The sequence below is a fragment of the Lysinibacillus parviboronicapiens genome (genome assembly GCF_003049575.1).
GTDB classification, from domain to species: Bacteria; Bacillota; Bacilli; order Bacillales_A; family Planococcaceae; genus Lysinibacillus; species Lysinibacillus parviboronicapiens.
Window position 1 is genome coordinate 99698 of sequence record NZ_PYWI01000009.1, and the last position, 24735, is coordinate 124432.

Consider the following 24735-nt stretch of genomic DNA (forward strand, 5'->3'; position numbering starts at 1 on the left):
ACATCGAATTTTAAAATGAATGAGTATTCATTTTTATTCTTACCTTAAATGTTACCGCTATATTTCTCGTAAATCAATCATCTATTACACAAAATTCCAATTAAAGAGAAAATTCTTACTCCAATTAGCGTAAACACATGCAGAGACTTGTCGCCAATTTACAAAGCGCAAAGTAAATTTTTTTCGAAATAACAGTAAACGATTTTTTACTTATTGAAAAAATGATCGATATCATCAATTAATTGACTTATCGCAAAAGGAAGATGTCGATTTTTCAAATACACTAAGTAAACATTTCGTCGGAAAGTTGGGCAATCAATTTCTTTTTGTACAATAGTTTTAGCAGTAGGCCCTTGTAAATAATTTTCAGGTAGAATTGTGATACCTAAACTTTCTCGAACAAGTGACACAGCCGTTTCAAAACGTTCAATTTCAAATTGAATATTTAAGTCTTTGCCTGCATTTTCAAAGGTCTTCAAAATATCTTGTCTCGTTTGAAATCCTTCTGTACTTATAATAAAAGGCTCGTTACATAAATCAGCAATTGTCAGTTTATCTTTTGCGGCTAATGGATGATGTAATGGTAAAACTGCGACTAGTCGTTCCTCATACAAGCACCTTACTTCGAACTCCTCGTCGTCAATTAACTGATTCGTAATAATTAAATGTGTTTTATAACTTCTAAGCGATTTTTTAACCCGTTTACTGCCCAAGATATCCACTAAATGAATCTTCATCTGCGGATATATCTCCTTATAGACAGTAATAACTTTTGGTAACCAATGTTTGATTGATTCCATTACCCCAATAGTTATTTCACTAGTGCCATGGACAATCACTTCATCCATTTCAATTTTTAATATTTCCATATTTTTCAAAATCATTTTTGCTCGCTCATAAAGAAGCTGTCCCGCTTCTGTTAAATGAAGATTTCTCGTATTTCTTTCAAGTAATTGCGAACCAATTTCTTGTTCTAATTTCTTTATAGCGTTACTTAGAGAGGGCTGAGATATATGTAGTTTTTCAGCCGCCTTTGAGTAATTCATGTGTTCAACTACTGCTATAAAATATTGCAATTGTTTCAAATCCATAACAACACTCCTCTACATTTATAGTTAATAACTATATATTAATAACAATTATATATTAGTAAATATAATTGTGTGAATATATAATGAATTTACACTACATGAATATTGCAAATGGAGTTGATAAAGTTATGTATACGATGACAGATCAAAAACAATGGAAAGGCCGAATAGACTCAACAACCAATACGAGCAGTTTCCGCTTACATCAAAAAGTAAAGCGAATTCCTATCAATGATGTAAGCGCTTCAGATAGTCCCCAAGCAGGGATTGTAGGCTTTATATGTGATGAGGGTGTGCGTCGCAATCAAGGGCGTGTTGGTGCCGCTAATGGGCCAAAAGCTCTTCGTGAATCATTAGCAAGCTTACCTTGGACTTTTGACGATGAACTGCAAATTGCCGATGTCGGAAACATCCTCTGCCTCAATCACGCTTTGGAAGAAGCACAGCGTGAACTTGGCGAAATTGTCGAAGTATTACGAAAGAAAAAAATGAAGTGTATCGTACTGGGCGGTGGTCACGAAACGCTATATGGACATTATTTAGGTGTTCGTGCTGCATTACAAAGTGATGCCAAAATCGGCATCATAAATATCGATGCACATTTCGATTTACGTTCATACGATGAACAACCATCCTCTGGCACAATGTTCCGCCAGATTTTAGAGCAGGATTCAAACGTAGATTATTTTGTACTAGGCATCCAACGTTACGGTAACACCAAGGAGTTATTTGACAAGGCTCACGAGCTAAACGTGAAATATGTGTTAGAAGAAAAACTAACAGTAGACAATAAACCTCAATTAATCAATGACTTGCAACAATTTATGGATGGTCATGATTACATTTTATTAACTTTATGTATGGATGTACTAAACGCGGCAGTTGCACCAGGCGTAAGTGCCCCATCACCATTTGGACTCGAACCAACATTTGTACGTACAATAATTCAACAAGTAACTTCGCATCCAAATACACATTCCTTTGATATTTGTGAGGTAAATCCTTTACTTGATGAGAATGGACGAACAGTCAAATTAGGTGCCTACTTTGTCTATGAAGCACTTAATAACTTACTTAGGGGGAATGGTTAATGATCGAATTTAATCAAATAACAACAATATTTTTAGCAGTAGCACTATTGGCTTTTGGTAGTTTACTCATCAATAAAATAAATTTTTTAAAGCGTTTTTGTATTCCAGCTCCAGTTGTTGGCGGCTTGCTTTTTGCCGCTTTAACAACAATTTTAAAGACAACTGGCGTTTTAGAAATTTCGCTTGATACTTCCCTACAAAGTCTATTTATGATTACGTTTTTCACGACAATTGGTTTAGGGGCAAGCTTTAAGCTCGTAAAACTAGGCGGCAAACTATTAGTCATTTATTGGTTGGCATGTGGCTTTTTAGCACTCATGCAAAATGTTATTGGTGTATCACTTGCTTCTCTAATGGGCATTCATCCGTTAATCGGTATGATGGCTGGAGCTGTTTCAATGGAAGGTGGACACGGTGCAGCAGCAGCATTTGGACAAACATTAGAAGATTTAGGTATTTCATCGGCTATGACAATCGGCGCTGCAGCGGCAACATGTGGTTTAGTAGCTGGAGGCCTAATCGGTGGACCGATTGTTAAATATTTAGTGAGTAAATATAATTTAACACCTGATGAGCAAGAAACTGAGGAAGTTGAATATGAAAACAAGAAAGAACAAATTACATCTGATTCATTCTTTACACAGGTATTATTAATTACGTTCTGTATGGCTGTGGGTACGTATGTGGGTACATTATTCTCAGAAGCTACAGGCTTTGTTCTACCAGGCTATGTAGGTGCGATGTTTGTAGCGGTATTCGTCCGTAATATATTGGACAAAGTAAAACCTGACGCTATTAATATGAAAAGCATTTCTTTAATCGGGGACGTAACATTAGGTATTTTCTTATCGATGGCGTTAATGAGCATTAGACTTTGGGAAATTGCAGATTTAGCACTACCACTATTCGTTATTGTTTTTGTACAAGTACTATTTATCGTGGTATTTAGTACATTTGTATTATTCAAATTACTCGGTAAGAATTACGATGCTGCGGTAATGGTTGCAGGTTTTGCCGGACATGGCTTAGGTGCAACACCGAATGCGATGGCCAATATGTCCGCAGTTGTTCAACGTTTTGGACCTTCGAAAAAAGCTTTTATCGTGGTACCTATTGTAGGAGCATTTTTAATCGATGTCTTTGGTATCCCCATTATTATTACAACTATCAATTTATTTAAATAACAACAAAGCCGTGCAATCGTCTTTTCAGACAGTTGCACGGCTTTTTAACGTTTCATTTAGCCTAGACTTAATAGTATTTGATTATTGTAATATTTCACTAACAGTTACAAGTTCATAGCCTTGCTGTTGTAAATAAAGAATGACATTCTCAAGACCATTTGCTGTTGATTGGTGGATATCATGCATTAAAATGATACTTCCATCTTTCACAGATGCTTTGACGTAGGCTAATATTTTGTCTGCGTTACGGTGCTTCCAGTCTAGTGTATCCACTGACCATAAAATAGAAGGCATTGTCATAACAGAACGCACCTGTTCGCTCGTCGCCCCATATGGTGGTCGGAAAACTGTTGGATACTGCCCAATGGCAGCATAAATGGCATTGCTCGTACGGTCAACCTCTTGTTTAACATTTACTTTCGTTAAAGTCGTTAGCTTTGGATGATTCCAAGTATGGTTACCGATTTCATGTCCTGACTCATAGACTTTTTCTACGGTTGCAGGATTTCTCGAAACATTTTTACCAACCATAAAGAAAGTTGCTTTAACATCATATTTCTTTAAAATCGCTAAAATTTGAGGAGTTACTTTTACATCAGGTCCATCATCAAATGTTAATGCCACCCGTTTTTTTGCACCTTTTGCTACGGTAACGCCTTTATTATATACTTTGTTATCAAGAATCTTCAGATCTGCCATCTCAGATGCTTTTATGTAGCCTTGTTGTTCGTCCGCTTCCACATATGCCCAACCGGCAAATGTAGCATAGTGCTGTACAATTGTTTGATTAGCAATCGTACCTATAACCTCACCACTTGGACTAGCCGTCACATGTAACACTGCACCGTTAACAGCATTTACCCTTTTCTTAGTTATAGTGGCTTTCTTTAAGGTGTTTGTGGCGACATACCCTGTTTCATGTCCATATTGGACAAAAGACCAACCACCGGGTGCTGTTCCATATACATTAATGGTACTGTTTTCATATAGTTGACCTGTCTTTTGTGCACTAGGACTTGGATATGTAAATAAAGTCGTGCCACCCTTTTTTGCCACTATTAACTTGTCGGGCCTAACAGTTGTTAATGTAGTCGTTGCCACATATCCTTCCAGCTGTTGCGTTTGAATATGTGTCCATTGCTCATTAAATGGTGTAGTTTTTACAAAACTTCCTTGTGTAACATGCCCCATTGTGGCGCTTTCCATAGAAGCTTCTCCATAAACCGTCGCATCCTTTGTAACCTGCTGGATAACGGATGGACGTTCAGCGTTTGCAGAGGCATGACCTACAACCACGACACTTAACAAAAATGTCATAAATATAGCAAATGGCAAAAATCTTTTCATCATTCTACACCGCCTTTTTACAATCATTGCTGTCATTTTCCTGTGTAAAATATTGTGAAAACATACAACCCGATTCTTATTATAGAAGAATAGATTGTTCTAGAAAATAGTATAAATCAACTAGATTTAGTGTTGAAAAGTGTATAATTAATATTTTTTGATAGTTCGTATTAGCGACATACTGCTTGACGTAATATAGGAAAAACGGACATGTGCTCCCCACTGAATACCTCTTTAGCCATCTCTACCCTTTTATCATTAATACGAAACTATATATACCACCAGCTCCTCCCCACGCACAAATTAGTCGAATGTATCCTAGTAAGAATACAGTGCTAGCACTCTTAGTGGCATCCAGATAAGCGCCAATATCAATACCGACATAAGGCTTTCCCAAGTTGAGGCCAAGTCTATCAGATGCTTTTACTATGCACTTGTTAATAAGACGATGCAAAGCATAAAAAAAGTTTACTATTTTTTTAATTTTTTTCCTAAAGCGCAGCATATGCAGCAAGTGCATCTGCAACATGAAGTGGTGTTGTCTGCACATGACCAGTAGCATTCGTAGTGACAAATATAAATAATTCACCATTTTTTTCAATAACAGAGGCTAAGCAAAGCCCTGCTTCAGGCGTATACCCTGTTTTGCCACCTACAATGGCATCTGCAACACCTGTCATCTTACTATAAAGTGTATTGGCTATTGTAAGCTTATTTGGTGCGTAGGTTGTATAACTTTTTGTAGTCAACACTTCATAAAAATATGGATTTTTAATAGCATAACGAAATAGCTTACTAAGATCACGAACACTTGATACATGTGCAGCATCATGTAGCCCACTCGCATTCACAAAATGGGTATCATCTAAGCCTAGTTCACGAGCTTTATCATTCATTCGTGTAACAAACGCCTCCTCGCTTCCTGCGATCGCATTCGCAAGCGTAGCTGTGGCATCAGCTCCAGAGGCCAGCAATGTTCCGTATAATAAATCTTCTATCGTCACTAAATCTCCTGCCTTAAAGCCAGCCATAGAAGCATTTTGTGCGGTAAACTTCGTTATTGTTTGAGGTGTAACCATAGTTTGCATGTGTACATTATCACTTGCCTCAATAGCTACGATTGCCGTCATTATCTTCGTTAGCGAAGCTGGATAAATAATGGCATCTGCATTTTTTTCGTATAACACTTCAGCTTTTTCGTTCAGTAATAAAGCATTTTTACTATGTAACGAAGGTAGCTCAATGACAGCTTGCTCCGCTGGCTTATTGGCATAAAAATAGAATACTGCAGCACATATACAACAAAGTAAAATGAATTTCTTCATAAAAAACGCCCCCTATTCTAATTATAATAGGGGACAAATCTGAATATTCCTGTAGGCAAATTATAAAGAAATACTTCAGGGCTTGCATTATGTAGACATAATTCTTTGTTTCAATGAAGGACACAACTAAAGGGCGTTCGTTGCTCCTTTCCTCGTTTATCCTCAAATTATTTAGTCAATAGGTGAAAGTCTAGCTCCCCATACCCTTTATATTTCCAATGTAATAGCATTTATGGCACTTTAAATATCCAAAACGATTTTTATGTTCTAACAGGGTATTTATAAACTTCTGGTTAATGGACGTATTACCAATCACACAGCAATTTCAAAACATAGATTACAGATGTAAGGCACTTGCAGCTTTACATTTTTAATCAAGAAGGGAAGTTGGAAATGGAAGAGAAACGATACGTAATGAGTTGGAATAATGGACGATGTTATAAAGCCTACAAATACAATATAATTGATGACCCATCGGATTATGTAGAAGACCAATGGGATTATAAAATTGATATCCACAAATGCAAGGTGGACAAAAATCACGATTATAAAAAAGATAAATTCTATCATGAAGATCACAAATGTCGCAGTCGCGAAATTGAAATAGAACGATCTAAAGACGACGTATGCTTCAACCATGAGGATGACAAAGGCGATCATCAATTTGACAATAATTGCAAAAATTGCATTTGTGATCAATTAAGAAAATTAGAGCCCGGAACTTTAGTAGATATATTCTTATCAAGTGGTGTTAGTTTCTGTGCAATTACTTTTATAAGCTTAGATCCGAAAAATTGCTGTGCACACTTTCTTGAAACAGATGAAACTTATAAACCACTGATTGTAGACTGTCAAAAAATTGACGCTATTCGTAGAAATCTTTGCTAAATTTTAAGGGGGCTCTTCCTTTATGGAAGTACCCTTTTAATACTGTCTATCTACAAAAACATACCTATGTATAAGTTGTAACGAAATAACTTCCATCAAAGGTAGGCATCTGAAACCCTCATCTACTACACAGCGCATACGCTAATTTTATAAAAGAATTCATCCTAACTTAATAAAAATCATCGAAGTCTATAGAAATCCTATGGATCGTTTTATTGGATAATTTGAAGAACACATCTTGAGCTACTTCTAACTTAAGTGCATTTTCCTTTTCTAGCCCAGCGTAAATGCCACGTAAAATCCGCCCTGTCAGACCATGAGAAACAGCAATTATATTTTGTTCCTGTTGAATGCTTTCGAGCCAATGAGTTAGTCTGTTCACAACAGCGTCATAACTTTCGCCATTTGGCGCATTAAAATACCAATTATAGACGTCTGAATTTTTAAAAAGGCTAGGCCAAGATTTTTCAATTTCTCTAGTTGTTAAGCCTGCCCAATGACCTACATCCACTTCAGTTAATCGATTATCCTGTTCTACCTTGTTCACATCATATCCAATGGCATCACAAATAATTTCTGTGCTTTTTAGCGCTCTCCCTAGTGGACTTGAAACAACTTTCCATTCATGCGGATTTCCGATGAGACTTTTCAATACATTTGCATTTTGTCGAACTTGATCTATTCCAACATCTGTTAAAGAAGAATCAAGTACACCTTGATATCGCCCTTGTGTATTAAATTCAGTTTCTCCATGGCGAAGTAAGTAAATAATTTGATTCATGCAAAATTCCTCCTGTGCAAGTCGCCTATTCGTATAATCGAACTGTACAGTAAAAATCACAACAGTACGAACATATAGACTACGCCAAAGAACAAACACAATGGGCTATAAAACCATGTATCGTTTCTAGCAAACTGAGAATGTGTTATTTTTTTAAAAAACCCTACGTATTTAAAATCACCAATCGCTCGAATAAAGAAAACAAAAGTACATACTATGCAGCCAATTTTAGAAATGATGTTTGCTTGAAAACTTTGTAAATATACCTCCCTGCATAAGTATTAGCATAGCAGCTATTACAATAAGTACTGCCAACAATAATGTCCCCGTTTTGCTTGGAACAAAAGTAGGTCCATCCCCCCCTTCCTTTACGGGTACAGCAACTATAGAGCCCCAACGCCCCCCACAAGCCCAATATACATGTAACATACTAATAAGACATAGCACACTTACAGCTGATAACGTCAAAATCATTTTCATTAGTCTGCCTCCAATACCATTTGGTTTTAACAACATACGCTACCGTATGTCGAGATATTTATTTTGTCCCTACAGCATTTAGAACTGTTAGGGACATTCTTTATTAACTATTTACTAATAGCTCAAGCATTATTTCTATATCAAAATTAGGATTAGCTTCAAACCTCGTCATCCACCCTACATATGTTAAATAAGCAAGTCTCGCTCGAACGATAGCTTGTGGCGCGGCTATGCCCTTTTTTTGATATAATTTTGCCACACAATGTATTCTTTGCTCCTCAATATCTACTAAACGAGCTGCCACAAGTGTGTCATACTTTGCCCAGTCATAAATTCCAATTTCAACTTTTTTATCACTACTAAAACTTATTCGTAAAAGCTGTTCTAATGAAGCATCCTCTTGCTCCATACTATGAATGATGCGCATCGTTGCATGCATTTCCCAATAATCAATCATCGATTCTAATAGTTCTTGATGATCACGAAAATAGTGATAAAAGCTCCCTTTGCTTATTTTCAGTGAACGCGCAAGGGTTTCAATGCGAACTTTATGTATACCTGCTTCAGCTAATTGCTGTAAACCTGCCTTTACCCAGTCTTCTCTCGTTAATTGCATAACCCATCTCCCTATTAAGATACGGCATCGTATGTTTTCATCAGATTACGCCTTATTGTAAATTTTGTCAATACAACTTTATCATTGTTGCAACAAACATTGATTTAAAAGTAAAGCCCCTGCTCCGTATACTGACTAAACGGCAAGGGGCTAATAGTTGCTTAATATTGTTGAGCATTCTTAAGCTTTGTTTCCTTTATTAATATGAATATTGTTGCTTACAGAAATATTTATGTGCAAAAATGTTGGTAAAATACAAGCAAGTAGCAAAAGTAAAGTGGTTTGTTTTTTCATCATTCTCTCCTTTACCGTATAAAATCATCTATATACTATACGAAAAGTAACTTGCTTATATGATGATGACAAAGACCAACCTAGTGCCTTGAGGTCTTTGTCTTTAGCTTAACTAGATTTTAAAAAGTAGTCAGCTTCATCTTCTTTAAAATGTACGATCGAAAAGTTTTTCTGCTATAGCTTGAATCATATCTATTTCAGTAAACTCCATCAGCTCTTGTCTTGTAATATGCTGCTGCAAGATTAAACGATTGGATTGGATGGTCACCAACTTCTCGAATAAGTTTCGTATATAACGGCCATTTGAGAAATTTGTAATGGTTGCAACTGGGATTTGATGTAACTGTGTTCTCATATGATCAGCAAAAGGTTCTCCATATCGGTAATCATTTTGCTGACATAGCATAGCAAAAATGTCATATAACTCGTCTGTACTAAAATTATCAAATTGTACAAAATGATTAAAGCGCGATTTAAAGCCTGGATTGGCTTGTAAAAACTGCTCCATTAGCTCTGTATACCCTGCCACAATGATGACTAAATCATCGCGTAAATCCTCCATTGCCTTTAACAAGCTATCAATAGCCTCTTTGCCAAATGCATCTTGTTTATCATTAATCAGCGAATAGGCCTCGTCTATAAAAAGTACGCCACCAGTCGCTTTTTTCACGACTTCTTGTACTTTCAACGCAGTTTGGCCAACATACCCTGCTACTAGGCCAGCTCGGTCTGTTTCTACAAAATGTCCACTTGAAAGTACGCCCAGATGCTTATAGATTTGGCCAATTATACGAGCTACTGTCGTTTTCCCTGTCCCTGGGTTACCTGAAAATACAAGATAGTAGGTAATAGGGAAACTTGTTAAACCATGGTCCACACGTAAACTTTGAATTTTAATAAGATTGATGAGATTATGTAATTCTTTTTTAGCATTCAGGAGTCCCACTAACCCATCTAACTGCGCCTGTAGCTTTTCAATCTCCCGTTCGACTTCAGGCGTAATTCGCAAACGTTCACCGTCAATAAATTCACCGCTGTAAATAATCTTACCTTCTTCATTGTAAAAATCGCCGCGTCCATGCTTGTCTCCATTTACCAACTCACCAATATACTTAGCCTGCCCATTTGCATAATAGAGTGTACCTTTACCTGTCATCGCATCCTCTTTAAATTGCCCTTCTGCTTCAAGCACACCTTGCCGTGAATAGACTTTTCCTTTACCGTGTTTTAGGTCCTCAAAAAAATACCCTTCATACTGTAATTTAGTAATACCCGTTGCCAGCTCCTCCGCAGTTGGCTTTTCCGGGGCATAATAAAGCCTTCCAGCTCCTTGCATATCGTTCCACATAAAATCCCCTTTGTACTGCAGAAAACCGCTTGGGTAATATTGTGTGCCCTTGCCCTTTTTCATGCCGTGCACAAAATCGCCTTCATATTGTGGTTGATGTAGCTGTAAATTTTGCATACGTAGCTCTTTAAATGGGGCAATGACGTCTTCTTCATAATATAAAGTGCCATAACCATCCATTAAATCATTACGAAATTGACCCTCGTAAAATATCTTGCCATCCTTATATAAAATGCCATTACCTTGTTTTTTATTTTGAATAAATTCACCCTGATAGATCATTTGACCCTTTAAATACATAATGCCGTTACCCTGCTTCATATGATTGACGAATTCACCCTCAAATAATAAGTCACCCTCTTGATCAAAAATTGTCCCCTTGCCATCATAAATGTCATGGCCGAAATCATTTTTCTTGACGCCACCGCGATACATGACGATTCCATTTGCATAAAAAAATTCTTTTTCTTCATAATTATGTGTCATTTAATTGCCTTCCTTTATCATTTCAGTATATGCTCAATTATAGCGTGGAACAGCATACATAAGAGCGAATTTTTAGAATTTAAGGAGATCAACATGAAAAAAAGATACAAAATACTTTTCGTCACCCTACTAACCCTTATTATTCTCTATGTAGCAACAATGCTACTAACGAGAGATTCAACTTTTGATAAGGAAGTATTGGAACAACTCGATATAAAACAAATTGAAGAAATTGAAATCATTCGAGCCTCCGACGAAAAAACGATTAATATAACTGATACAGCTATGATTAATCAAATTATGCAACATTTTAATGACCAACCACTCAGAAAAGTACGTTTTTCCAACTCTGACTTTGAAGAGGCTTATTGGCTAACATTACATGTTAATGACGAACGAGCAATTGGCATGCGCCTTGATGATGCAAAGCATTTATATATTTTTTTATATGAAGAAAACTATATGAAGGATTACAAGCTATTAGAAGACATAGATTTGACATTTATCGAAGCATTGTTTTGACAATAGACAGTGAAACCCGTGTACCAAATACACGGGTTCATCTTTTATATATAACGATAGTTTTGTTGCATAGATTGAATGATGCCAATCATTTCTTCTCTTAATTCAAGTGGCTCTAACACCTCTATATTCGCACCTTGGCTCAGTAACCACATTTTAATACCACGTCCAAAAACTTCTGCTTCAAATAAGCATTGTCCTTCTTTATGTGACAACATTTTAGCCGTAGGTAATCGATCTAATACTGCTTGTGGTGATACACCTTTAAATATAAATTTCATATGCATAAGCTCACCAGCATGCATGAACTGAATGCGTTTGCGAAACTCGCCTTCCTGGAAACGCTCAGAATAGGGTATTTGGAATTTCTTGTCAAGTTCGAGGAAATGTTGAATACAATCAATGCGGTATACAATCGGCAAATCCTTCTCATGCTTACTATCATAAGCAATTAGATAAAAATAATATTCCGAGAAAATAACGCCAAGGGGCTTCAAGATTTTTTCAGCAGGAATTGACTCGCCTTCTCGCAAATAGTCAATTTTAATCAACTTCTTCTTTTGAATCGCCTCTGAAATAGCCCAAATTAAATGTAATAAGGACTTTTTATGATTTAAATCCACGTACAAGTGTTTTTCATTTAAAATAATATTATGAATAAACTCCTGTTTATCTGCAGCTACAATCGAAATAAGTTTATCTATAATGTCACTCATTTCCGTTTTTAGTAATGCTCTCGATTCGATTAATATTTTAACAATCGCTAACACTTGCTCTTTCGACAATATTTTCTTTCCAGTATTCGTTAACTTGTATACATTTTCTGTCCGCACATATGCTAAATGGCAATCTAATTTAGCTTGTTCAATATACGCTCTGATTTGATCTAAATCACGTTGTATGGTTTTTTCACCAACATTATGTGTAAATGCTTCTTGCTTTTTGTTTATTCCTTGACCATCCATCAGTCTGTCAAACATTGAAATGACACGATAGCCCTTATTTTGTTGTGAATCCACCATATATCCCACTCTTTCTCCATAGTTACTCTTATTATACAAAACGAGATGGACATCATTAGTCCTTTTAACTATGAAATTCCTATATTTTTGGTATAATTGGTACTATACTAATTTCACAACAATACATCATGAAACAGACTGAACATACCACTTTTTTGTCATAAATAACAATATTACTACAAAAAAAGACTTCAATCAATTTGACTGAAGCCTAAAAGAATAAGTTAGCTCTTTAATTTTACAGCTGTACCGTATGCTAATACTTCGGAAGTACCATCCATGACAGACGATGTGGAAAATCTTACACCGACAATGGCATTGGCTCCTAATCGTTTGGCTTCTTCTACCATTGCCGCGCTAGCAATTTCTCGGGAGCGAGCGAGCATTTCTGCATACTCCTTTACCTCTCCACCTACAATATTACGGAGCCCTGCCATCATATCACGACCCAAGTTTCTAGATTGCACTGAGTTGCCCTTCACTAAACCTAGTGTTTCATCAATGTCTTTGCCAATAATTACATCCGTTGTAGACATTAACATACGCGATTCCCCCTATAAGTTCAATTTACGAATTGCTTTAACAGCATCTTCAATAGAAGAAGCAATCGTACCATTGCGCTTAATCAAGCCTATTACAAATAAATTACGGTAGACAAACTGGTTTTCGGTGCCATCTCGAACTAGTGCTTCAATTTTCATCATATTTTCTCGCCCTTGCTGACGAACATCCGTAAATACACCAATAATTGGACGATTAAGCATAGAAAAAGCACCAATTTCAGCTGCTACCCCTGAATCTATTTCTACACCGTCTAGTACTGCAACTAATACATCACTACTTTGCAGCATCGCTAAATCCGCCTCTGCAATCGCCAAACTATCTGCATATGCTGTTTTATCATTTATGGCATCATTCTCCTGTGGTACGTATAACTCAATGCCTGCTACAGCCTGTCTTATCGCTGCCGCTAGCTGTTCGTTGACTATACGATCTCCTAAAGAAAATAAGCCATTTGCTAAATAAGCCTTCATGTTATTAACTCCTTACACCAATGTTTTTTCGAAAATTATTTTATGTCGACCCTTGTCGTCGACAAATGTAGAAACGATGTCAAAATCATGCTTAATATTTGTCATTAGCATAGCTTTTCGCTCATTTCTACCATATGTACGTACTTTGTTAAAGCCAAGTGCCTGTATATGTTCATGCTGCTGTTTCATTAACTGACTTGCAATTCCTTGCCCTCGTTTTTTTTCATGAACACCACCTAACCAGCTATAAAAAACACCATCAGGATGTGTATACCCTATTTTAAAACCTAATACTTCCTCGTTCTCTATAGCAAATATACAAATGAGACCATCTTTACTTTCAAGTTTTTCCATGGCAGATTTGCATCATCAAATACTAGTGCATGAATTTTTTGCAATTGGTTCAGCAAAGTATATGGTACACCCTCGATTGTCACGAAATGCATTTTTATCCTCCCCCATCTATATAATTCTTCATTATAACAAAAAGGGTGAGCTTCGTGGTGGGTGAGCTAGGGCTATATGGCGCAACACGACTCCCAAAGAAAAGTGGCACATTATTAGCGCGTAAGTAATGCGGTAAGTGGTGAAAGTCCCGAGGATTATCATAGTGAATATAGCCATCATTGACTGGGAGTACTTTCCTCGCACTAACAATTTTAGACGATGTTCAATGATTGAAGTCTAACTGTATTGGATCTAGTCCCAAAAAACGACCACGTCGAAAGCTTCATCCCTTTCCAATGTTTTCTATCTCCAGGCACCCATGCCATTAACCCTCTGGAATAATTTTTAAAGGCCATGTCCAAAGTTCTTACCCAATAGAAAGCGAGATAATCTATAGCCAGTTTGCAATAGTAGGACCAGAAAAGAGGAATCTATCAACAGAGCTACACTTTCTCCAATAGCTTCTCTGCGGAGGCCTGTTCGTTAATTTACTTTTGCTCTTAAATCGGAGTGCTTGGTCCCAAACGTCATTTAGAAAAGTCCGCGATTCAAATGCAATGTCTTCCTTCTATTAATGAAACAAGCATACCGCTTTATTATGTAAATAATCGCTTTAAGTAACACTAAAAGTTTATCTTCATTCATCTGTGCTAAACAGCATGCGTAAGTCAGAGCAACATAGGCTAAATACAGCACACTACTAGGGTATGCTGTGCACAGAAAACAAAGTGCTACATTGCCAACCACGTCAGTGGCACACACTTGAGAAATCAAAGAGTGTTAAATTAATGACTCTCTTGATGTCCAAGATTTTGATAATTGCGCTGAGGCGCTATTGTTAGCAATAGAAGAAAATAGACCGTATAAGTTTTGGAAGGTTTTCATTAACCATACAACATAGCTGGTTCACGTACACCTTGTAAATAGTCTGCAAGCTTGCCAACAAACACTTGCTCTAAATAAGGCAATTGTGCGATGCAGTGAGGGGTCATTAACGCTGGATTTTGATACACCTTTAAGCCCCCAGCTTTTAAAAGCATTGCCACAAATTGCGAGCAAAAATAGGCACGTTCTCTTCGTACTTCCTTTTGCACCATAACACCAAATAACCCGATAAAATTGTATTTATATCGATCTCGATTCCAATACATATATTGGACGATTTTCATCATTTCTAAATACTGATAATGCGATACCTTACAGCGATAAATAACACAGTCAGCAGCTTCGAATAGCCCTGATTCTGCATCCTCGCGTAAAAATCCACCGCTTAATGGGTTATTTAGTTGTCTTCGCCCAAAGCTATACATTTCAAAAAGGCCATCATCAAATGCAACAGATGCATGATTCATCTCTTTTCCCGTATACATGCCAATAGCTTTAGACAATAATGTGCCTGTTTTTGTTAACACTATGTAAATGGTATATGCCATATTTTCACCTACTTCAATATTCTCAGCTATTACCAATACGTATTAGCTCTTCATTTGGTTTCGTATTTTCTATTATTTCTAGCATACAATTTAATTCTTAATTTTTCCCTTTCTAGTACCTTAAGATTTCCTTAAGAATTTACTTCATTTAATTGTCTTTAGTAAATGATAGATTTAGATGTTGGTAATGTTTAACAACGCCTATATTTTCACTACCTTTATTTATATGTCTTTAATTGTATTGTTATGTGGTGATTTTGAGGGTACTCACACCTTTTTTCTAGGATGCTTGAAAACTTGATAACAATTTATAAAAATTATGTGCAATAGAAAAAGGCAAGTCACTCATTATTTTTGAATGAGTGACTTATAAACATATGCTACGCTGTTCTATTTCATCTTTAAATCTTTTTTTTAGTAACAATAAGCAATAAGCCAAACAGATAATACATAACACTTGTCACTATGACACTATAAAATAATACCGAGATGGAAGATGGTCCCCATACTTTAATAAATCCCCAAGGTAATCCCTCAAGTAAAATTTTGGGGAACAGTATCATCAGTGTCAAAATGGCAGCTACTATCACCGAATGTATGAAGAGTAGCAATATCCTCTTTGTGTTGAAAGATACTCTCATGCGTTGTTTTCGATATAACTTCCTCACAATTAGTAGCGAAAAAATGCTGAAAAATGCACCCAGAACGAATAGTGTCATACAGACGATGGTCACAATTTTATCCAACTTTTGATAGTTATCGGCATGATTATTGTTAACATTTTTTCCTTCCCATAAATCCATTACGCCCTGTCCTATAGCTGTTGTATAGCTCGTGTTCATATTGGACAAGATGGCTACTCCTAATTGTTCATCAGGTTGCATGATGAAATACGAGGTAAATGTCGGATTTTCCCCTGCATGGAGTATATATTGTTTTTCGTCTTTTTCCATAACTCCCCAACCACTTGCATAGTATGTATCTTTATCGAATGGCTCTACGGATTGATCGGGAATATGTGATGCTTGAATGATTTTTTTTCCGATAGGGTAAATCTGGCTGATTCCTAACTGTAAGTTCAACCATTTTGCGATATCATTCGTATTGCTGACAATATACCCAGCCGGGACATTTCCCCGATAAATGGGTGGGCTGTACTTTTGTTCTCGCATCAATCCTATTTTATAACCAGTTGCTAGCTCAGCTGAATGAACTTGTTGAAGCCCAACAAATGTATCATTCATATTGACTGGCTCAAGAATCTGCTGTTTTATATACATTTCATAGGGCTGTTTTGTTATTTTCTCGATAACAAGACCCAATACATCGTAATTAATTGTTGCGTATTCAAATGAACTGCCAGGTATACGATTTAAGTGTTGATTTAGTAATGTTTTCACAGTCAATTCTATGGCGTTATCCGCTTCACTTTCAGGGATATGAACTATGGTGTTAGATGCTATCCCACTCGTATGATAAAGTAACTGATTTATAGTAACCGTCTGCACTTGTCCATTATAAGTTAGCTCTAACCAGGGGATATACTTTCGGACATCGTCAGTTCGTTCTAACAAGCCTTCCTTTTCCAATTGCAGAATTGCTAGCCCTGTAAATGCTTTCGTCGTGGAGCCTATTTCAAATAATGTTTGAGCAGTTACAGGTATTTTATCCTCAACATTAGCATATCCGAAGCCTTTTTGATAGACCGTCTCTCCCTTCTCTACAATAACTAACGATAACCCTGGAATTTTACTTATTGCTCTTTGCGCTTCAACGAAATGTTCAATCTTTTGAATTTTTTCTGTAGCGTCTGCTTTTGCTATTTGTGGCATTAATCCATTAAGTGCAAAAATCATAGCAATTATACATATGTACATTTTTAATGATGGTTTCATTTTTAGTATCTCCTTTGGTTTTACATATTTTGCCTAAGTCCTGCTAGTGACATAACTCATAACATCGTTAAATATAACAAGCAAATCTTGCTGAAACCATCGTTTTACATGACCAAAAACGATACAATATGACATTTTTGTAACATAACATTGATCAGTATTTAATGGGTATCAACAATTGAATTTAAAATCATGTTTAAAAGAATAAAAGCCATTTTTAAACATCCTCGGAGCTTTTTTACAGTAAAACACAAACAGACAAGAACTCACTCGCATTTTACTAACGAAACCCATACATAGTGTCCTAAACGGCAAAAAGCCGCTCATTCATGAGCGACTTGTTATAAAAATACTTGAAACGTTATTCACTTCTTAGTTCTTACTTCTTACGAACAACAGCTTATACCACTGATTAACTAAAAACGGCATACAAGACAAGCTATAAATTAAGCCTAATTGTGCACCACTTAAGGTAGCCACCTCGAACATACCTGTAAGCGATGGCACAAATAATACTAAATGTAGACATAAAAAACCAATTAAAAACGCTAGCCACGTATATTTATTAGAAAATAAGCCGATTGTAAACAGCGATTCTTTCGATCGAGAGTTAAAGCCATGGACTAGTCGTGACAAACATAAGGTTGTAAAGGCCATGGTAGTTGCCGTTAGTGTATCTCCAGTTGACAATCCTATACGAAAAGCAATGATTGTAGAGATAGCAATTAATAGTCCTTCAAGCACTACTTGTGTAGTAAATGTTTTATTTAATAATGGTGTGCGAATATTCCGAGGCTTGTCCTTCATGGTCTTTTTATTATGTGGCTCTAAACCGATTGCAATCGCCGGCAAACTATCAGTAAGTAAGTTAATAAATAATAAATGTACGGGTGCAAAAGGAACTGGTAAGCCTAATACGGTTGCATATAATACAACAAAAATCGCACCGGCATTACCTGATAATAAGAATAGAATAGCATTTTTAATGTTTGTATAGAGACTTCTTCCATTCGAAATAGCTTTGACAATTGTTGAAAAATTATCATCCATTAAGATCATCGAAGAAGCATCTTTTGCTACCTCAGTGCCGGTAATGCCCATTGCCACACCGATATCAGCTTGTTTTAAGGCAGGGCCATCATTAACTCCATCCCCGGTCATAGCAACTACATTGCCTTTTTCCTGCCAAGCTTTAACGATACGAATTTTTTGCTCTGGTGTTACTCGTGCGTAGACAGAGAGCTGTGGAACGATTTCTTGTAGTTGTTGATCTGTTAACCCTTCAATTTCATATCCTTCAATCGCTTCTGATGGCTCTTTTAAAATACCAATTTGTTTAGCAATAGCGGTTGCAGTGATTTTATGATCGCCAGTAATCATAACGGGTTTAATACCAGCTTTTATGCAGTTTTCAACCGCTTCTTTCGATTCTTTTCTTGGAGGATCCATCATGGCCATCAATCCGACGAAAATTAAATTTCTTTCAGCTTCTACATTCATCGTTTGTTTGGGCATGATCTCTTTGTAAGCAATTGCTAGTACTCTCAAACCATTCATAGAAAAATTACGATTCACTTCTTCAATTTTTTTACGATGTTCTGCCGTAATATCAAGTATCCCGCTAGAAGTTTGGATTTTTACAATTTTAGATAGCAGAACATCTAATGCACCTTTAGTAATCATAATATTTTTTTGATTGATGAGATTTACTGTACTCATTAGCTTTCTGTCTGAATCAAATGGAAGCTCTGCCACTCTTGGATAGTGCTTTCTGACGATTAATTCCTCAAAACCATACTGCTTCCCTAATTTCACGAGTGCTATTTCAGTTGCGTCACCTATTTCTTTTTGATCGCTTTCCAAGGCATTATTACATAATAGTGCCTTTAAAATAAGATCTTTTTCAATTGCATTTTCTGTATGTAGTTGATCATGCGGAATAACTTTTTGATCAACATATACTTGTTGAACAATCATTTTATTTTCGGTTAATGTCCCTGTTTTATCTGAACAAATAACAGATACACTGCCCAAACTTTCAACAGCATAAAGCTTTCGTATGATGGCATTTTCTTTTGCCATTTTTTGAGTCCCAAAGGCCAGCACAATGGTAACAATGGAACTTAAAGCTTCCGGAATTGCTGCAACGGCAAGCGAAACCGCAAACATAAAAGATTCTACTAATTCGCGTCCTCGAATAAGGTCAATCGTAAAAATGACGACACAAATCATCGTAATACCTAATGCTAATTTTTCCCCAAATTGATCTAGACTTATTTGTAGAGGTGTTTTTTTCTCTTTCGCCGTATCCAACAGGTTTGCAATTTTCCCTATTTCTGTTTCCATACCTATTGCAGTAACTACTACAGTCCCACGTCCATTGGTAACAAAACAGCCCGTGAATACCATATTTTTTTTATCAGCTATCGTTACTTGCTGTACTTTAATGGGCGCTGTACTTTTTGCTACAGCCAATGATTCACCAGTCAATGAACTTTCATTTATATGCAAATTATAGCTTTCTAACAATCGCCCATCCGCATTAATATAATCGCCAGCCTCTAAAAAGAGAATATCTCCCACCACTATGTCCTTTGAAGGAATCTCTATTAGCTGATTATTTCGCATCACTTTGGCAACGGAGGAAGTCAAAGCTTTTAGATTATCCAAAGACTGTTCCGCTTTGACATGTTGTACTGTGCCTAGGATTGCATTTAAAAAAACAACAATCATAATCACAATAGTACTCTCTACTTCACCTAATAGTAATGAAATAACGGCGGCAACCATTAATATAATGACTAATAAATCTTTAAACTGCCCAAAGAAAACAGCGAATGTGCTTGTTTTTTTCCCTTCCACTAATTTATTATATCCGTATACTTCTTGTCTCTTTTTGACGTCATCATCGCTCAATCCTTGATTTGTTACATTCAACCGTTCCATGACTTCGTCTGATAATTGTTGATGATATTCTGCCATTCGATTCCCCTTCCCGTGTGTAATTACTAGACTAGCATGCTACTTCAAAAGAAACTGTCACTCTATAGCTTATTTCTATAGAGACTCATCCTGCTGCAATCAAAATTTAAATCAAAATAAAGGAAGAGATTAGTAAGGGCTTAGACATGTTCCAATAGTTAGCGGATCGGACCCATTACGATCACATGCTATTTGATAGCTATACTTCCTTACGCGTAGCACTCAAATATTGTGTTCTATCTACTCCGTAATACTTTATCTAACTCAATATTATTCCTTGTTCTATTCCAGTATGATAATAATCGATATAGAAATTTAAATATTTGTTATAGCGGTGATATTTTTTAATATAGACGCACGACATCTAGCGAAAATATCAAGCTTTGTTTGTGCTTAACGGGAAGTAGTTATACAAATTACAATGCGTCTGTTTATGAAAAGACAAAAAAGACCAGCTTTACTAATGTCGCTGGCCCTGTTTTTAGCACATTGCATAGTTACACCAATATCTCCATGATTGGTTCTATCTATGTTCAGTATCCTTTTCAATTTTGACCGTTCTTTCGTTACATCCATTAATGCACTTTATCCTTTATCGCCACTTTTCCAGTCTTCACTAATCCCTTCACCACCGTGTTACTCTCTAAGGGCTTCTTCACAATCAGACATTCTGAAAGATTACAAGTTATCAATATAGGCAGAAGGTATTTTAACAGCTCTACGTGAAATAGGCATTCGTTTAATGCTACAACAGCACTAATCATATCCTGTACTAGTGACAAACATCTAAATTCATTCAGGAAAGGATGTAAATATTAGTTCCAATATTGATTACACTTCACCTTCAGCGCAGTTCACATTTGATGTAAATAAAAGCCCACTTTTTAAAAAGGATAGTCAAAATTTCATCAATATTCTAGGTGTTGAACAGTTAAACACTCTTGAAAATGTGTCATTGCTAGATATTTTTCTTAGTACAAACAATGTAGTTGAGCCACATTACCATCAAAATGCTGGGGAACTTGTCTATTGTATTTCTGGGGCTGCAACAGTGTCTTTACTTAACCCTTTGACAAAACAAATTCAAAACTATCCAATTAGACCAGGGCAAGTTGCAAATGTGCCACAGGGCTGGTGGCATTATGAAATTGCTACAGCCGATAATACGCACTTACTTGCCATTTTTGATGCTCCCACACCTGAAGTCATTTTAGGTTCAGATATATTGAAATTTACGCCAGCTAATGTGATGGCACACACATATTGTTTAGATGAAAATCAGTGGAAGAAAACAATAGCTCCGATTGTACCAACAACTTATATTGGTCCTGCCAATCATTGCAAAGGTGCCAATCAACATCAGACTTCTCCTAATCACATCAATCCTTATGGAAACGGCTATCACCAGCCGATGAACCCTTATCACTACCAATATCCCTATAGTTATCCATATGGGTCACAATAATGTACTGGCTGTAGCGCCTATTGCTACAGCTTTTTTTATGAGCAACTACATAAATAAATGATATTATTTTCGCTCGTCAGACAATCTTTTACATCCTATTGAAGCACACTTGAAATGTAATACTTATTTAATGACACCTCTACAATGCTTTTACCCAATCCACAAAAATACTAAGGTGATAACTAAAAATAAAAAGAAGCTTCATTCGTGCATTCTTTTATACACCACCCAAAAAAACCCTTTTTTTCGAAAAGTTGAATAAAATATATATTTATAGCCCATCCTATTCTCATATAAAAAAACTATAATAGAAATTAGGAAGTGTAACTATGGCATATTTCAATGGAAATTTAACATCTCTATCATTACGTTTTAATGAGTTATTTACGATTTGGACACATCTCACTTTAAATAACGGCTATATCACTGCGAATCACTCGTTTTATAAGCATGCTTTGGATAAAGATTTGAGGGCTATCATTGTGGAGTTTATTGAAGTCTTGAAAGATGGCAATAAGCAATTAGAACAGTTACTAACAGAAAATCACATAGCTATTCCTCCTATGCCTCGTGAAAATCTCACGATGCAACTCCGTGATATTCGGGGCGTTAAAAAAGTTAACGATACAGATATCAGTGCAGTCTTATCCATGAATATCGCTTCTGCTTTAATTGCTTCTACCCAAGCGATGGAAGCGTCTACTCAGACTAACTTAACTAAATTGTTTGGTCAATTTCATATGAAGAATGCCATACTTGGAGCAAAGTTAATACAACTTAGTAAAGATAAAGGTTGGTTGCCCGTCCCTACTACTATATCTTAAGCGTTTGTGCTAACTCACATAGATACAGAACTGTCAGTCGTCTCATTTTTCGAGACGGCTTGTTGTTGTTCGTGTCTCCTCCTAGGGTAATTGCATTAAGCAAACCTGATATTTCTATAAAGAAAAAGACTACCTAAAGGCAGCCCTATGACATTTTCTAGTTATATTATTTTTCATTATTTATCTCTGTTTGTTACTAATAAATAATCGAGCGCGCTCATTCTAGTGAGCTTGTGTGTAAATTTAATGGCATCCGCTTTTGAATCGAATGTAAAGTTTTGGAGTTCGTCTGTTGGTATATATTGATCAGCGATTTTTCGTTTCAGTTTTCGTACAGATAAAATGTGTGAGTCCTCCTCATATAAGATAATAGCACCAACGTTTCGATAAAGCGTTTGGTCAATCGTCGCAACAATTTTCACATTCAATCCTTCAAATTCTGTTAAATCTACCTGCATTTATTTACCAGCCTCCCTCTACACTACATTCGATTCACAGCCAAACTAATCCTTCTTTTCTACTTAAAACCGACGATAAATCTGCTCTGTTCCTAGCAATTTTATAGCTGGGGGTACTTAAACTATATCTAGGTTAATGGCAATCTCTGTTCATTACCAAAAGACTTTTTTACCGCTAGTCCGCAATGAGGAACCAAAAAAACAATAAGCACAATGGTTTTATTTAATTAGAAGTCGGGTTTTCTTGAGATAATGGTGCTCGTTTCAGTGAAAAAACAGCACATGCTAATGCACATAAAACTAATACAGCACCAAAACTTGCTAAATCCATGACAGAACCTGTCATTGCAAACAATGCTCCACCAACTGCTGATCCTATGGATATACCGATTTGTAAAGCCGCAGTATTTAAACTTTGTTGAATATCCGATGTTTGAGGGTCCGTTTGTATTAAATAGTTTTGTAAAGGCGGTGTAAGGGCCCAACTAAGTGCTCCCCACAATACTGTGACAATTAAAAAGAGCGGGAAAGCTATGATTGTATAAGGAATCGAAAATAGTACAATTGCGAATGTCGAAATAACAATTACAATAGCTTTGCCAGAACCTAATTTGTCGCTTAACCATCCACCAATGGCATTGCCACTTACAGACGCGATACCAAATATAAGATAACAAATGCTTATCCAGGATGAATTCAAATCAAATGCCTCTACTAAAAATGGTGTGAAATAAGCATAAAGCATATAATGACCAGCTAGCATAAATAACGTAGTCAAATGGGCACTCGATATTTTTAAGTTTGCTAATGATTTAATTTGAACTTTTAAAGGTGTAACCTCTACCACTGGCATTTTTTCTAACAGTAAATAAATTAGTATCATTGAAACTGTTGATAGTAATCCTATCCCTAAGAAAACAGTACGCCAACCAAAGGCTTCTGTTATAAATATCCCCATTGGAACACCTATTACAAGGGAAGAACTGACCCCAATAAAAATAAGCCCCAGTGCTTTTGCGCGATGTCTTGGCTCTACAATTTTTGTTGTAATTGTGAGTGACAGAACAATCACCAATGCCGTACTCATTGCAGTTATGATTCTAGCAATCATCACTGTGAGGAATGTAGCACTGAAGAATGTCATAATATTGCCTAAAGTGAAAACCAATAAAGCAAGAAGATACAAGCGTTTCCTTTCCACTTTTGCCGTTATTGATAAAAGTACAGGAGCAGAAATGGCGTACACTAACGCAAAAATAGTAATGAGCTGCCCGGCTGTCGCTAACGATACATTTAAATCATCTGCAATATTAGGTAGTATCCCACCTACAATTAACTCTACTAATCCGACTGCAAAAGTAGTAGCAGCCAGTATAAAAACTCTCCAATTCATGAAAATCAACCCTTCTATTGCCTCCATCTTGTACGGGTTAATGATAAAAAAATCCTGACTACAAAAATGAAAGCATAATTTTTGTAGTCAGGATTTTTATGGTTCCTGGTAGAGACCCTCAATCCATATTATTGAGGTTATACATATCAAATTATTTTACTTTAGCTATATTAGCATATTGTATTTTTTCTTACAACATTTTTTATACGCAAGGCTCATTATGATTCCGCTCCCTCTCCTAGAATTTCCCCCCGCAATGTCCTTTTTGCTAATATTGCTTATAATTTTCACAATTTGACCATACATAAGTATATAAGAAGTTTTCATAG

The 24735-nt window shown here is 36.3% G+C and carries 21 protein-coding genes, 1 pseudogene and 1 riboswitch; of the genes and pseudogenes, 6 read left to right on the plus strand and 16 right to left on the minus strand.

Translation table 11 applies throughout. The features are described from left to right. Positions 1 to 206: 206 nt before the first annotated feature. Positions 207 to 1091: a LysR family transcriptional regulator gene (locus C9J35_RS10030; protein WP_107924395.1), complete on the minus strand. Its 885-nt coding sequence runs from the start codon at positions 1089 to 1091 to the stop codon at positions 207 to 209. Between the two features lie 128 nt (positions 1092 to 1219). Between C9J35_RS10030 and hutG the strand changes: the two genes are divergently transcribed. Beyond that, positions 1220 to 2182: a formimidoylglutamase gene (hutG, locus tag C9J35_RS10035; RefSeq protein ID WP_107924437.1), complete on the plus strand. Its 963-nt coding sequence runs from the start codon at positions 1220 to 1222 to the stop codon at positions 2180 to 2182. Continuing rightward, on the plus strand, positions 2182 to 3366 hold the full coding sequence (gene gltS / locus C9J35_RS10040; RefSeq protein WP_054768399.1) for a sodium/glutamate symporter: 1185 nt from the start codon (positions 2182 to 2184) through the stop codon (positions 3364 to 3366). The genes hutG and gltS overlap by 1 nt, the downstream gene beginning before the upstream one ends. A gap of 81 nt (positions 3367 to 3447) precedes the next feature. On the opposite strand, the gene C9J35_RS10045 is transcribed toward gltS, so the two are convergent. Both C9J35_RS10045 and C9J35_RS10055 read right to left on the minus strand, forming a co-directional pair. Then, positions 3448 to 4716, minus strand: a complete 1269-nt coding sequence (locus C9J35_RS10045) for a polysaccharide deacetylase family protein (RefSeq protein WP_235616261.1) — start codon at positions 4714 to 4716, stop codon at positions 3448 to 3450. A gap of 488 nt (positions 4717 to 5204) precedes the next feature. After that, on the minus strand, positions 5205 to 6038 hold the full coding sequence (locus C9J35_RS10055; protein WP_107924397.1) for a D-alanyl-D-alanine carboxypeptidase family protein: 834 nt from the start codon (positions 6036 to 6038) through the stop codon (positions 5205 to 5207). A 393-nt stretch (positions 6039 to 6431) separates the two neighbouring features. Between C9J35_RS10055 and C9J35_RS24135 the strand changes: the two genes are divergently transcribed. Beyond that, the gene (locus C9J35_RS24135; RefSeq protein WP_235616262.1) at positions 6432 to 6926 is read left to right on the plus strand and encodes a hypothetical protein; all 495 of its coding nucleotides are present in this window, start codon (positions 6432 to 6434) and stop codon (positions 6924 to 6926) included. A 169-nt stretch (positions 6927 to 7095) separates the two neighbouring features. Here C9J35_RS24135 and C9J35_RS10065 read toward each other — a convergent pair whose 3' ends face one another. The 4 genes and pseudogenes from C9J35_RS10065 to C9J35_RS10080 all read right to left on the minus strand — a co-directional run bounded on the left by C9J35_RS10065 (position 7096) and on the right by C9J35_RS10080 (position 10931). Next, positions 7096 to 7707 (minus strand): histidine phosphatase family protein, encoded by a 612-nt coding sequence (locus C9J35_RS10065; RefSeq protein ID WP_054768398.1) that lies wholly within the window; start codon positions 7705 to 7707, stop codon positions 7096 to 7098. A gap of 56 nt (positions 7708 to 7763) precedes the next feature. Next, positions 7764 to 8187 (minus strand): annotated as a pseudogene (locus C9J35_RS24710) (DUF3995 domain-containing protein). A gap of 103 nt (positions 8188 to 8290) precedes the next feature. Then, the gene (locus C9J35_RS10075) at positions 8291 to 8803 is read right to left on the minus strand and encodes a TetR/AcrR family transcriptional regulator (RefSeq protein ID WP_107924398.1); all 513 of its coding nucleotides are present in this window, start codon (positions 8801 to 8803) and stop codon (positions 8291 to 8293) included. A gap of 439 nt (positions 8804 to 9242) precedes the next feature. Next, on the minus strand, positions 9243 to 10931 hold the full coding sequence (locus C9J35_RS10080) for an AAA family ATPase (protein ID WP_107924399.1): 1689 nt from the start codon (positions 10929 to 10931) through the stop codon (positions 9243 to 9245). Positions 10932 to 11024: 93 nt separating this feature from the next. Between C9J35_RS10080 and C9J35_RS10085 the strand changes: the two genes are divergently transcribed. Beyond that, positions 11025 to 11453, plus strand: a complete 429-nt coding sequence (locus C9J35_RS10085) for a DUF5301 domain-containing protein (protein WP_107924400.1) — start codon at positions 11025 to 11027, stop codon at positions 11451 to 11453. Between the two features lie 44 nt (positions 11454 to 11497). Here C9J35_RS10085 and C9J35_RS10090 read toward each other — a convergent pair whose 3' ends face one another. The 7 genes from C9J35_RS10090 to C9J35_RS10115 all read right to left on the minus strand — a co-directional run bounded on the left by C9J35_RS10090 (position 11498) and on the right by C9J35_RS10115 (position 20266). After that, a complete protein-coding gene (locus C9J35_RS10090; protein ID WP_054768397.1) occupies positions 11498 to 12475 on the minus strand; it encodes a helix-turn-helix transcriptional regulator in 978 nt (325 codons plus the stop codon). Positions 12476 to 12699: 224 nt separating this feature from the next. Beyond that, positions 12700 to 13017 (minus strand): YbjQ family protein, encoded by a 318-nt coding sequence (locus C9J35_RS10095; RefSeq protein WP_054768396.1) that lies wholly within the window; start codon positions 13015 to 13017, stop codon positions 12700 to 12702. 12 nt (positions 13018 to 13029) lie between these two features. Beyond that, positions 13030 to 13509: a nucleoside 2-deoxyribosyltransferase gene (locus C9J35_RS24150; protein WP_054768395.1), complete on the minus strand. Its 480-nt coding sequence runs from the start codon at positions 13507 to 13509 to the stop codon at positions 13030 to 13032. 12 nt (positions 13510 to 13521) lie between these two features. After that, positions 13522 to 13863: a GNAT family N-acetyltransferase gene (locus C9J35_RS24155; protein ID WP_235616264.1), complete on the minus strand. Its 342-nt coding sequence runs from the start codon at positions 13861 to 13863 to the stop codon at positions 13522 to 13524. Positions 13864 to 14840: 977 nt separating this feature from the next. Next, positions 14841 to 15389, minus strand: coding sequence for a hypothetical protein (locus C9J35_RS10105; protein WP_054768406.1), 549 nt, complete (start codon positions 15387 to 15389; stop codon positions 14841 to 14843). Between the two features lie 401 nt (positions 15390 to 15790). Next, entirely contained in the window at positions 15791 to 17284 is a 1494-nt protein-coding gene (locus C9J35_RS10110; RefSeq protein ID WP_107924401.1) for a serine hydrolase domain-containing protein, read from the minus strand. 372 nt (positions 17285 to 17656) lie between these two features. Next, complete coding sequence (locus tag C9J35_RS10115; RefSeq protein WP_107924402.1) at positions 17657 to 20266, minus strand: cation-translocating P-type ATPase; 2610 nt, start codon at positions 20264 to 20266, stop codon at positions 17657 to 17659. Between the two features lie 814 nt (positions 20267 to 21080). On the opposite strand from C9J35_RS10115, the gene C9J35_RS10120 reads away from it, so the two are divergent. Both C9J35_RS10120 and C9J35_RS10125 read left to right on the plus strand, forming a co-directional pair. Continuing rightward, the gene (locus C9J35_RS10120) at positions 21081 to 21731 is read left to right on the plus strand and encodes a cupin domain-containing protein (protein ID WP_054768392.1); all 651 of its coding nucleotides are present in this window, start codon (positions 21081 to 21083) and stop codon (positions 21729 to 21731) included. A 329-nt stretch (positions 21732 to 22060) separates the two neighbouring features. Then, positions 22061 to 22555, plus strand: coding sequence for a DUF3231 family protein (locus C9J35_RS10125; RefSeq protein WP_107924403.1), 495 nt, complete (start codon positions 22061 to 22063; stop codon positions 22553 to 22555). Between the two features lie 176 nt (positions 22556 to 22731). Here the strand turns inward: C9J35_RS10125 and C9J35_RS10130 are convergent, their stop codons facing one another. Together C9J35_RS10130 and C9J35_RS10135 are read right to left on the minus strand one after the other, a co-directional pair. Beyond that, on the minus strand, positions 22732 to 23013 hold the full coding sequence (locus C9J35_RS10130) for a hypothetical protein (RefSeq protein WP_054768391.1): 282 nt from the start codon (positions 23011 to 23013) through the stop codon (positions 22732 to 22734). Between the two features lie 223 nt (positions 23014 to 23236). Beyond that, positions 23237 to 24406 (minus strand): MFS transporter, encoded by a 1170-nt coding sequence (locus C9J35_RS10135; RefSeq protein ID WP_107924440.1) that lies wholly within the window; start codon positions 24404 to 24406, stop codon positions 23237 to 23239. 64 nt (positions 24407 to 24470) lie between these two features. After that, positions 24471 to 24571, minus strand: a riboswitch (purine riboswitch). Positions 24572 to 24735 lie beyond the last annotated feature (164 nt).